Source organism: Eggerthella timonensis, from assembly GCF_900184265.1.
Classification (GTDB): Bacteria; Actinomycetota; Coriobacteriia; order Coriobacteriales; family Eggerthellaceae; genus Eggerthella; species Eggerthella timonensis.
Genome location: NZ_FXXA01000002.1, coordinates 658,458 through 671,632 on the forward strand (window position 1 = coordinate 658,458; position 13,175 = coordinate 671,632).

Sequence of the window (13,175 nt, forward strand, 5' to 3'; positions counted from 1 at the left end):
CGTTAGTACGTGTACCGATCGGTGTAGTCCTTGGCGTTGCCAACGTACTGTCCGGCCCCATCGGCAGCTGCGAAGGTCAGGTCGATGCGCGTCCAGGCGTCCGCGACGGCGCTGACCTCCACGCTTATCCAGCTACCGTCAAGATATACCATATTCCACGCATGGTAAATATTATCAGGAGAAACGTATCCGGTGATAATCTTCGTCGGGATTCCCTGACTGCGCAACATGGCGGCTCCCAAGCTGACGTAATCGAAGCAGATGCCCTTCTTCTCGGCCATCGTGGCATCGGGGTCGGGCACGTAGCCCGTCGCATCGGCAAGCTGCTCGGCTTTGGCCGTGTCGTAGGAAATGTTTTCGGCTATCCATGTGTAGACGTTGCGCAGCACCTCGCCCTCGTTCTGCGCCCCCTCGGACAGCTTGTTGGCCTGGGCCACGCTCGCGCTGTCGGCATCGTAGTCGCAGAACACGTTCGGGCGCAGATAGGGCTCGAACTCGTCGTCCATCGCCACATCGGCTTGCGCGGTGGTGATTTGGACGTAGCTGTTGCCGCTCGTGTTTTGCATGATGTTGAACTCGTAAGCGCCGTCTCCCATGTTGAGCGGGCAGATGATGGGCGTGCCGTCGTTGGGGAGGTCGTAGTTGTAGGCCAGCTCGTCTTTGACGACTTGGAATTTCAGACGGCTGCCGTTCTCGGCCGATGCCGCCACGTAGCCCTGCGCGAGCGACGACGTGTCGATCGAGCCGCCGTGGTCGGTGACGGCGCCTTCGGCATTGAAGGCGGAGGTGGCCAGCTCGGGGCGTTGGAATGCGGGGCCGCTCGTGGAATCGCCCTCGCCGGCGTTCGTCGTCGTGGTTGCGCGGGCGGATCCGCCGCCGTTCGAGCCGCATCCTGCGATGAGGCCCAACGCAAGCGCGAGGCACAATGCGCACGCGATGGTGCGCGCGAATGCACGGCCGGTTCGTCGCGCCGCCCGTGCGGGAGGGTAACCTGATGTGCTGCGTGTTTCCACGATCTCTTTTCGCGTTCGTCGTGTGTTGCGAACCGTTGCGGTCGCCGGTGCTCATGCGCACCCATTATAGCCGTTTGGGAAGGGGTGGAAGCGAGCATGGGACGTTCTCCATGCGCACCGCCCGTAAACGGTGTTATGCGAGGTCAACGATCACTGTTCAAATGATTGTTGAATAGTCCTATTTATCGATACCCCCTCTTTGATACAGAGGACCCGTGTGCTAAAATGAAGGTTGGGTTTTCACCGCATGTCTCGGCATGCCCGGAACCTACCACATCAGAATTTGCAACACAGCATGTCAGATCACGTATGAGCGAGTCACTTTTGCACGCGGCGCTCGAAAAGGCAAGGGCGCCGATTATGCGCAATCAAGAAGGATTCGGTGATCGTATGGGCATGTTGGAAAAATTCTGTGACGTGAAGAACACGTTCGAGGGCAAGGCGCTCGCCGTCTTCATGTCCTTCGTACTTGCTTTCTCGCTGGTCAGCCTCACGTCGTTGGCAAGCGCTGCCGAAGGTGAGGCATCTTCCGATGCCCCAGCGGCCGCTACCGCCGACGACGCGTCCGACGCGCCCGCCGATCCCGTCGAAACCCCGGCGGCCGATCCCGTCGAGCAGGCTGCCCCCGAAACCGCGCCTGCCGCGCCCGAAGCGACCGAGCCGGCTCAGAGCGAGCCCGAAGCTCCGGCGACGACCGAACCTCAAGCTCCGGTTGAAGAGGTGAAAACCGTCGAGCCCGGCGTGGCTTCCGTCAGCCTCGACTTCACGCATGCCTACGTGAAGTACCTGGGCCAGACCATCGCGCTTCCCACCGAATCCATGAACGCCCCGCTGAACAAGGAGCTGGTGTTCTCCTCGTATGCCGACACCGGCTACGAGATCGATCATGTGAAGACCGTCGTCAACGGCACCGAGACCGAGCTCGAAGCCGACGAGGAGACCGGCGAATACACGGTTCCCGCCGACCAAGTGACCAGCAATCTCGTCATCGAGGTTGAGGCGAAGGCCGTTGAGCAGGGCGACGCATCTGCGGATGCCGTCGCCAAGCCGCTGGATAACGCCCCCAAGAACGAGGCCGAAAAGCCGGCAGACGAGCAGGCTGCTCCTGCCATCACGCTGACTGAGACCGTCGACGGCGCGATCGTCACGCTGGAAGCGACCGAAGGCGTGCTGCCCGAGGGCGCGACGATGAAAGTCGTCCCGCTTACCGGCGAGGACGTGAAGGGCATCGCCGAACAGAAGGCGACGGAAGAGGGCCGCGAGCTGGTGAATTACGTGGCGTTCGACGTGACGCTCTACGATGCCGAAGGCAACGAGATCCAGCCGAACGGTCCGGTGTCGATCGCAGTAGGAAGCTCCAGCCTCAACGCGAACGATACTGCGCTGTACCATGCCGATGAGAACATTGCCGATGTCGAAAAGGTTGCCGAAGGCACCGAAGCATCGCTCGAGCATTTTTCTCCCGTGTTGGCCATCGAGTCCCGCGCAGCGACGAGCGCCCTGTCCGATTCCTCCATCGAAGGGTCGGGCACGCAAAGCGATCCGTACCTGATTCCCGTTGGAGAGACTCTGACGATGACGGGTGCGGTCAGTCCTTCCGGATCGTGCAACTGGTCATGGAGCAGCGGGAAGGATAACGATTGGACGTGGCCCGGGGACTATGCAACGCCTCATGGTTTTGATTATCCGGTCACGAATGTGGCCTCGATAACGGGCGATAAGCCTTCAGATGCCCTCTTTTGCGCTACCTATATGTATATAGATGCAGCATTTGCCGATCAAATAACCTATTACTATTTCAAAGTCGTTGAAGCTGGGTCGACTGAACCTGCGACTGCGTTCACCGCCCTTGAAGGTTCGAAAACGATTGCTGTTGGTTCTACCACGAAACTCACGATTGCGACGGAGCCGGCCAAGGCCAGCACGAAGGGCGTCGTGTGGTCGTCTAGCAATGCCAACATCGCTTCGGTTGACAGCAAGGGCGTCGTGACGGGCGTGAAGCAGGGCAAGGCCGTTATCACGGCCGCTCTTCCGAATACGGATGTAACCGCTTCGACCACCATCGAGGTCACAGCCGCTCAACCGACTGTCGAGGTCGCATATTTCTACGCATTGACGCCCGGTGGCGATCCCATGGATCTGCATAGCAAAAGCTGGCTGTATGTTGGCAAGGGGTCCATCAATACCACGGGGCTCGTTGATTCGCAGGGGAAAAAGTTTGTGAGCGGGCAGGGTCAGTTCGCCCTCGATACTACCGATCGCGTTATCACGTACCCTGAAGAGGCCAGCATCAAGGAAGCGGTCGCTCAAAAGTACGGCGTGAGCGTGGAAGAGGTGAATATCGAATACCAGCCTTACAAGATTACGTATCCAAAGGGTTGGAAGGATTCTGATAAAGTCTCCCATGATAGCAACAAACCTTGCTGGCATGTCGATATGACTATTTCTTTCACCGCGAAAGAAAAAGCGAGCGCCGTATACCATTTATGGGATGCGGGCGAGACCGGCTACGCTCCGGTGGAAAATTACACGCTCAACATCAATGAGACCACGGCGCCCAAATCCAATGCCTATCCCGAGGTGAAGACTGATAGTTCTGGCGTGAACTATCGTTTCGATGGCTGGTACACGAACGAGGGATGCACGGGTGAGAAGGTGACGTTCCCCTATACGCTCACTGGCGCCGCTGATTTTTATGCCCGCTACGTTGCGGTTTCGCGATACACCGTCAATTACGACGGCAACGGGGCCGAGTCGGGTACGGTGCCCTTCGACCGCAGCACATACGAGCACGGCAACGCCGTTGAGGTGAAGAGCGATAAAGTGCCGCAACGCGCCGGCTACACCTTTACCGGCTGGAACACTTCCTCCGATGGCACCGGTACGACCTATCAGCCAGGCGAGACGTTCTCCATGCCCGAGAGCGATACGACGTTGTATGCTCAGTGGGCGGCGAGCGCATCGTCCTACGCAGTCGAATACTATTACCAAGAGCAGGGTTCGTATCCAGAGCAGGCTTCCTTGTTGGAGAGCCGCCAGGAGCTGACCGATAGCGAAGTTGCGGTTACGGCGCAGGACAGGACACCGGCTCGGGATGGGTACGTGTTGGACGAGACCGCGCAGTCCGTCTATGAAGGTACCGTCGCAGGCGATGGCTCGCTTGTGCTCAAAGTGTACTTCAAGCAGCAGTTCGTCGTGTCGTTCCTGCCTGGCGATCAGGGAACGTTTGCGGCTGTCGAGCATGATGCGCTCGAGTGGGGCGCATCAACCCCTGCTGCTCCGGAGCCGACGGGTGAGCCCGGTTACATATTTTCCGGATGGTCGCCCGAATACAAGCAGGGCTCCGAAGTCGCGGCGAGCGTAGACTACGTTGCGCAGTGGAGTGAGCGAGATGTTCCGCTCGTCTACGCGATTGCCGAAACCGGCGGTGGCAACGTTACGGATAAGGCTGGCGACCAGAAGGGGCGTGTGACGGATGTCGTTCGTTCTGCAACCGGAACGCCCGTTGGATCGACGGCTGTGCCCCTGAGCGGATATGAATTCGAAAAGTGGACCGTGCGAGACGAGACGGTAAGCGACCGGCCGACGCTGACATCCGAGGACGTCGATCGCTATGCCAAAGCTTCGGGTGCTTATACGGCCACGGAATTCGTAGCGTGGTTCAAAGAGTCCTCCGATGTCACGCTGACCTACGTTGCAGGCGAAGGCGGCTCGGTGAGCCGTCCGAACGAGACGCTTGCACCGGCCACGGGAGCCGCGACCGGTTCCACGGCGGAGCCTCAGCCTGGCTATCGCTTCGTGAAGTGGACCGCGACTGCCGCCGACGGCACGACGGTTGACGCGTCCGAGGATGCGACGCTCACGGCGAGTGCGGTGGACGCGATCGCCAAAAAGAGCGGTGCTTACGAAAACACGACGTTCACGGCGCATTTCGAGCAGGAATCCGTGATCATCTCCTATGAGGCGACCGAGGGCGGAAGCGTCAGCCCCGAGCGCAATGGGATCAGCGCAGTGGACGGCGGCGTGATAGGTTCGGCGGCCAAGGCTGATGAACACTATTACTTCGCCGGTTGGAGCGTGCAGGGTTCGGACAAGATCATCTCGACGGACAACACCATCAGCAAGGCGGTTGTCGAGAAGTATGCGAAGAACACCGAAGGCGCGTTCACGGAAACGACGTTCGTCGCTCATTTCGCCGCAAAGCGGAAGCTGACGGTCGTAGCGAAGTCGGATAGCTTGGTCTACAACGGCAAGACCCAGGTGCAGAGCGATACGGTATACATTTTCGATGGCGGCGAGCGTCCGAGGGTGTCCTTCTCGGGAGACGAAGCTTCCGCTGAAGGTATCGACGTGGGCGAGTATCCGGTGAAGTTCCATGATACGAGCAACTTCCAGATCATCGATGACAAACGAGTCGATGTGACGTATCAGTACGACGTCACTTTCGTCGAGGGCATGTTGGAGATCACGCCGCGTCCGATCAATGCAACAGGTGACGGTTGGGACGAGCCGCAGGAGTACACGGGATTCGCCTACAGCAAGGATACCTACAAAGTAGAGGGCTTCAATTATTGGGGCGTTGAAAGAGGGCTCGTGCACGGCCATCTGGCTAGCGCGGACTACTCGATCAGCGGCACCGAGCCGGGCGAATACAAGGGCTCGTTCGACACGATTCGCATCGTTGACGCCAGCGGCAAGGACGTGACGTCCAACTATGATATCAACAAGACGGTCGGCAACCTTGAGATCGTTGCCTCTACGCAGCCTTTGGTGATTACGGCGAACTCGCAGTCGTGGAAGTACGATGGCTCCGAGCATTCCGATAACGGCTATACCGTCTCGTACGGCGGCACTGCCGTCACTCCGGATTCCGATGGCACGTACACGCTGCCCACGGGCGACAAGGTGAGCGCCACGGTGTCGGGCACCGTGACGAACGTCGCTGACAGCGGCGTGGGCAACAATGCAATCACCGGCTACGAGGTGCAGAACGTTGATCGCTATACGAACGTGGCCACCGTAAACGGCACTCTGTCCATCACGCCGCGCACGGTGGAGCTGACGAGCGCCACGGCTTCCAAGCCGTACGACGGCACGGCGTTGACTGCATCGGGCATTACCGAATCGGGAGACGGCTGGATCGCGGGAGAGGGTGCCGAGTACAACGTGACCGGCTCCCAGACCGCCGTCGCTTCGTCCGACAACACGTTCGAGTACACGCTGAAGGACGGCACGACGGTCGGCAACTACACTATTACTCAGCATCTTGGCACGCTCACTGTTGAGGGCCTTGCGGACGATGCCAAGTTCGAGATCACGGTTGAGGCAAACTCCTTGACGGACACGTACGACGGAACCGCGAAATCTGCTTCGGGCTTGAAGCAGACGCAGTTCACGTTTGGAGACGCAACGTTCACGGTGACGGGACTCGATGCGAGCTTCACGGAAACGAATGCCGGCACGTACGGCGTGAACGTTACGGGAACGCCGGTGGTGACTGACGAAAAGGGCAACGTCGTTACCGATCAGTTCATTGTCAAGACGACGGCAGGTTCGCTCGTCATCAAGACGCGCGACCTGACGCTCGCGTCTGCCACGCTCTCCAAGGTGTACGACGGCACGCCGCTCGTGAACGGCAACACGCCGCTTGCAGAGCAGGGCTGGGTCGACGGCGAGGGTGCCACGTACGAGTTCAAGAACTCGGTGACGCTGCCGAATGAGACAAAGCCGAACGACTTCACCATCAGCCCGAACGAGGGCACGAGCCTCGACAACTACAACGTGACGACGAAGCCGGGCCAGCTGACCATCGAGAACCGCCCCGAGGATATCAAGTACGCGGTCGACGTGACGGCCAGCTCCGGCACGTTCACCTACGACGGCACCGCGAAGCAGGTCTCGGGCTTCGAAGGCGAGACCGACCGGGGCATTCCCGTGCAGGCCGACGGGCGCACCTACTACGTGAAGGGCCTCGAGTCCAAGGCCGAGGGCACCAACGTTGCCGATTCGACGGGCACCGTCCCCGTGCAGGGCATCGCGCAGGTGCTTGACGAGAGCAACAACGACGTGAGCAGCCAATTCAAGGTGACGGTCCACAACGGGTCGCTCGCCATCGGCAAGCGTACGGTGACGCTTGCGTCCGACACGCTCTCAAAAGAATATGACGGTATGCCGCTGACGAACGGCGAAACGCCGCTCGCTACGGAAGACGGCTGGGTTGACGGCCAAGGCGCTACTTACCAGTTCACCGGTTCGGTGACGCTGCCGAACACCATGGCGCCCAACGCGTTCACCGTGATGCCGAAACCTGGCACGATCCTCGACAACTACCAGGTGGACAAGACCGAGGGGACGCTGCGCGTTACGAATCGTGACGCGCAGTACGAGGTGACGCTCACGGCGAACTCCCTGAGCGAAACCTACGACGGCACGACGAAGTCGGTCTCCGGCTTCGTAGGCGAAGAGAACGGCGCGGTTGCCGTGCAGGCGGGCGACCAGACGTACTACGTTTCCGGTCTGACCGCTTCCGCTTCCGGCACGAACGCAGACACCTACCAGACGGTTATCGAGGGTACCGCCGTGGTGGCGGACGCTGCAGGCAACGTCGTAACTGATCAGTTCAACGTGAACACCATCGGCGGCTCGCTCGTCATCGACAAGCGTCCCGTAACGCTGCAAAGCGCGTCCGACGAGAAGCCCTACGACGGCACGCCGCTCGAGAATCACGCCGTAGATGTGACTGCCGGCAGCTGGGCCAATGACGAAGGAGCTACCTATCGCTTCACCGGCTCGGTCACGCTGCCCGGCGAGACGGCTCCCAACGCGTTCGAGATCGTCCCGAACGCTGGCACGAACCTCGATAACTACAACCTGCGCAAGATCGAGGGTCAGCTGACCATCCTGAATCGCGATGCGAAGTACGATGTGACGATGACGGCCAACTCCGGCACGTTCACCTACGACGGCACCGAGAAGAAGGTTTCCGGCTTCGAGAACGAGACCGACCAAGGCATTCCCGTGGTGGCTGACGGCCGCACGTACTACGTGAAGGGCCTGACCTCCTCGGCGTCCGGCACGAACGCGGACACTTACCAGACGACCATCGCAGGCACCGCCGTGGTGGTGGACGCTGCGGGCAACGTCGTCACCGGCCAATTCAACGTGAAGACGGTCGACGGCTCGCTCGTCATCGACAAGCGTGTGGTTGATCTGATCAGCGCGTCCGACGAGAAGCCCTACGACGGCACGCCGCTGACGAACGACACGGTGGACGTGATGGGCGACGGCTGGGCACCGGGTCAGGGAGCGTCGTACAACGTGACCGGCTCGCAGACGGTGGTCGGTTTCTCCGACAACACGTTCACCTACGTTCTCACGGGCGGAGCGAGCGAGGAGAACTACACTATTACGCCGATGTTCGGATCGCTGCGCGTGTACAATGCTGACGCCAAGTTCGAAGTGACCGTTGCGGCCAACTCCGACACGGTTACCTACGATGGCGAGCAGCATGCTGTCTCCGGTCTCGTGGGCGAAACCGATAAGGGCGTTCTCGTTCAGGCGAACGGGCTGGACTTCTACGTCTCGGGGCTGTCGGCCAACGCCGAGGGCATCGACGCCAACACGTACGCGGCTAACGTGATCGGCACGCCGGTGGTGAAGGATGCCGCGGACAACGACGTGACCGATCAGTTCGACGTGAAGACGGTCGGTGGCTCGCTCACCATCGAAAAGCGCACCGTGACGATGACCAGCGCGACGGCCGAGAAGTACTACGACGGCACGCCGCTTAAGGACAGCACGGTCACGGTTCCGGAAGGAAGCTGGGCCGACGGCGAAGGGGCCACCTACCAGGTGACGGGCTCTCAGACCAAGATCGGCTCCAGCCCCAACACGTTCACCTATACGTTGACCGGTGCGACCAAGGCTGAGAACTACAATATCAACCCGGTCGAGGGCGCGCTGACGGTGAAGAGCCGCGATGCGAGGTTCGATCTCACGCTCGAAGCGAATTCCCTTGCCGCCACGTACGACGGCACCGAGAAGAGTGTCAGCGGCTTGAAGCAGACCGAGTTCACGATCGACGGTGCCACGTTCACCGTGTCGGGAGTCACCGCTGAAGCGAAGGGCACCGATGCACGCGTGTATCAGGTTGTTCCGCACGGCGACGTGAAGATCGTCGACTCCGAGGGCAACGACGTGACCGACCAGTTCAACGTGACCTTCAAGGAGGGCTCGCTGACCATCGAGAAGCGCCCGTTGACGCTGACGTCCGCCACCCTGTCCAAGCGGTACGACGGCACGCCGCTGACGAACGGCGATACCCCGCTCTATCTTGAACAGGGCTGGGCCGAAGGCGAAGGCGCAACATACGAATTCACCGAATCGGTGACGCTGCCCGGTGCCACGGCTTCCAACGAGTTCAACATTCATGCCAATGCGGGTACGAAACTTGAGAACTACGCGACAACGAAGAGCGTGGGCCAGCTGACCATCGAGGATCGCAATGAAGATGCGAAGTACGCCATCGATCTCGAGGCCAATTCGGGCGCGTTCCTGTACGACGGCCAGCAGAAGTCTGTTGACGGCTTCGTGCAGACCGAGTTCGCGTTCGGCGGCGTCACCTATACGGTGACGGGGCTCGCTGCGAGTGCGACCCGCACCGACGCTGGCACGACAACGGTCGGCATCTCCGGTACGCCGGTGGTGAAGGATGCTGCGGGCAACGACGTGACCAGCCAGTTTAAGATCACCCTCGTACCCGGCACGCTGAAGGTGGACAAGCGCTCCGTTGTCCTCGAGAGCGCGACCGACTCGAAGCCCTACGATGGCACGGAGCTCGTGAACGACAACGTCGCCGTTGCGGGCGACGGCTGGGCTGACGGCGAAGGTGCTGCGTACAACGTAACGGGATCTCAAACCCTCGTTGGCTTCTCCAGCAATACCTTTACGTATGCCTTGACGGGAGGTACCAAGGCCGAGAACTACAGCATCGATACGCGCGAGGGCACGCTCACGGTGACGAACCGCGATGCCAAGTACGAAGCGACGGTGGAGGCAGACTCCGCGACGTTCCAGTACGACGGCGAGAAGAAGACTGTGTCCGGATTTAAGAACGAAACCGTCGATGGCATTCACGTGCAGGTGGGTGCGCTCACCTACTACGTTGCGGGTTTGACCGCCTCGGCCGAGCTGACCGATGCCGGCACGGTCCAGGTTAAGGCGACGGGCAATCCGACGGTGCGCGATGCCGCCGGCAATGATGTGACGAGCGAGTTCAACATCAAGTCCGTTGCGGGCTCGCTGTCCGTCGAGAAGCGCCAGGTGAATCTGACGAGCGCTACTGACACGAAGGAATACGACGGCGAGGCGCTGGTGGCGCACGATGTCATCGTTTCGGGCGACGGCTGGGCTGACGGCGAGGGCGCGAGCTACTCGTACACCGGCTCGCAGACGCTCGTCGGCTCGTCGCCGAACCACTTCGAGGCCACGCTCAATGCGAACACCAAAGCCGAGAACTACACGATGAAGCTCATCGAAGGCACGCTGACGGTGACCAACCGCAACGCTACATTCAACGTGACGGTGAAGGCTGCCTCCGATACGGCTCTCTACGACGGTAGCGAGCACGATGTTTCCGGCTTCGAAAACGAGACGGCGCAAGGCATTCCCGTCCTGGCTGGTGGCAACACGTACTACGTCACCGGATTGAGCGCCAATGCCGCCGGCACCGATGCCGGCACCTACGTGGCTCGCGTCGCCGGCACGCCGGTGGTGCTCGATGCCGCAGGCAACGACGTGTCCGATCAATTCTCCGTCACTCCTGAGACCGGCAAGCTTGTCGTGAGCAAGCGCTCCGTGGTTCTGCAGAGCGGTTCGGGCACCAAGGCATATGACGGCACGGAGCTCGTGAACCACAACATCGCCGTATCGGGCGATGGCTGGGCGACGGGCGAGGGCGCCGATTACTCGTTCACAGGCACGCAGACGCTCGTGGGCACCTCGGACAACATGTTCGACTATGCGCTCAACGGGGGCGCGAAGGCCGAGAACTACCAGATCGACAAGCGGTACGGCTCGCTTACGGTGACGAACCGCGGTGCTCAGTACGCGGTTACCGTGACGGCGAACTCCGCGACGGTCACCTACGACGGTAGCGAGCAGAGCGTGGCCGGCTTGCAGAATCAGACGGACCAGGGCGTGGCCGTGCAGGCTGATGGTCGCACGTACTACGTCAGCGGCCTTGCAGCCGACGTTGCAGGCACCAATGCCGGTACGTATACGGCAACGGTGAGCGGCACGCCGGTGGTGCGCGACGCCGACGGCAACGATGTGAGCGATCAGTTTGCGGTCACCACGCAGCCCGGCTCGCTCGTCATCGAGCAGCGCCCGTTGACGCTGGAGTCCGCCAACCTGTCCAAGAAGTACGACGGCAGGCCTCTGACGAACGGCTCCGAGCCGCTCGCCGTGGAGGATGGATGGGCGACGGGCGAAGGCGCGGCCTACGTATTCACCGGCTCGGCGACGCTGCCTGGCGAGACCGCTCCGAACGCTTTCGTCATCAAGGTGAACGACGGCACGAACCTCGACAACTATGTGGTAAGCAAGGTCGAAGGTCAGCTGTCCGTCGAGAACCGCGATGCGCGCTACGATGCGACGGTGACGGCCCAGTCCGGCACGTTCACCTACGACGGCACCGCGCATGCGGTTGACGGCTTCGTCGATCAGACAGCTCAAGGTATTCCGGTGCAGGCCGACGGCCAGACCTATTACGTTTCCGGTCTGACCTCGAAGGCTTCGGGCGCCAACGTGGCCGATTCCATGGCGACCATCCCGGTTGAGGGCGTCGCCGTGGTGAAGGACGCCGACGGCAACGATGTGAGCGACCAGTTCAACATCAAGGTTCAGGCGGGCAGCTTCACCATTGATCCTGCCGAGCTTGTCATCGCGGCGAACGATACTGGCAAGCGGTACGGTGATGGCGATCCGGCGCTGACGGCGTCCGTGTCCGGCCTCGTCGCCGGCGATACCTTCAACGGTTCGTACGTCCTCACCCGTACGGCAGGCGAGAACGCGGGCACGTACGACATCACGGTGAGCGATGTGCAGCTGGGTGCGTTGAGCAACTACACTGCCACCACACTGGCGGGCCGCTTCATCATCGCTCCGGCGGGCGAAGTGACGCTCGTCGTGAACGATAGCAGCAAAACGTACGACGGCACGCCGCTCGAGCCTTCCGGGTTCAATCCCATCGGCTTGGCTCCGGGCGACACTGTTGAGGTGACCTATGGCGGCTCGCAAACCGATGCGGGCACGAGCGAGGGAACCATCACGGACTACGTCATCCGCAATGCGGCCGACGAAGACGTGACGGCCAACTATCCGACCATCAACATCGAGCCCGGAACGCTGCGCGTCGATCCTATGCAGGTGGTCATTACGGTCGACGATGCGTCGAAGACCGCTGGTTCGGCCGACCCGGTGTTCAGCGGCTCGGTCCAGGGCCTCGTGAACCCGGACGACCTGGGAGCTATCACGTATGTCCGTACGGGTGCAGGCACGGACGAGGCCGTTGGCGTGTACGCCGATGCGATCACGGTCGACTACGCCGCTAACCCGAACTACGCGGTGAAGGTTGTACCGGGCACGTTCACCATCACGGCGGGTGGAACTGTGGGACCCGTCACGCCGACCCCCGCGACGCCGGGTACGACGCCGCCTGCAACGCCGACGCCGCTGCCTACGCCGGGCACCCCGCCGGCTGACAACCCGCTGACGCCTATCGTCACGCCTATCGTGGACGCGCTGGCGAATGCGGCGGAGACGGTCATCGGCGACAACGCGACGCCGCTCGCTCAGAACCAGCCGCGCGAAACCGAGATCGAGGACGACGGCACGCCGCTGGCTGCTGGCTCGCATGCATGGTGCTGGGTGCATTGGTACATCATCCTCGGCATCATCGTGTCGGTCATCTACGCTGCATGCGTGGCGTTGCGTCGCGGGTTGTTCTCTCACAAGTTGAAGAAGTACGAAGACGATCTGACCGGGGGCGGCGACCCCGCTCCCGGCGATCCGTCGGCCAACGACAACGTGACGGTGCCGCTGATGCCGAAGGGCGCTCCGGCGGGCGCGACGCTGGCCGCCGGTTTGGGCGAATAGGGGTTC

Annotated in this window: 2 protein-coding genes; one reads left to right on the forward strand and one right to left on the reverse strand. The window is 61.3% G+C overall.

What is annotated here, in order from left to right:
- Positions 1–2 precede the first annotated feature (2 nt).
- Positions 3–1,013, reverse strand: coding sequence for a transglutaminase-like domain-containing protein (locus C1A15_RS02890; protein ID WP_146001795.1), 1,011 nt, complete (start codon positions 1,011–1,013; stop codon positions 3–5).
- Positions 1,014–1,403: 390 nt separating this feature from the next.
- Between C1A15_RS02890 and C1A15_RS02895 the strand changes: the two genes are divergently transcribed.
- Entirely contained in the window at positions 1,404–13,169 is an 11,766-nt protein-coding gene (locus C1A15_RS02895; protein WP_101721176.1) for an MBG domain-containing protein, read from the forward strand.
- Positions 13,170–13,175: the final 6 nt, after the last annotated feature.

Bases quoted from the DNA above. Each gene is read 5' to 3' on its own strand.
- C1A15_RS02895 (WP_101721176.1), top strand. From the start codon at position 1,404: ATGGGCATGTTGGAAAAATTCTGTGACGTGAAGAACACGTTCGAGGGC.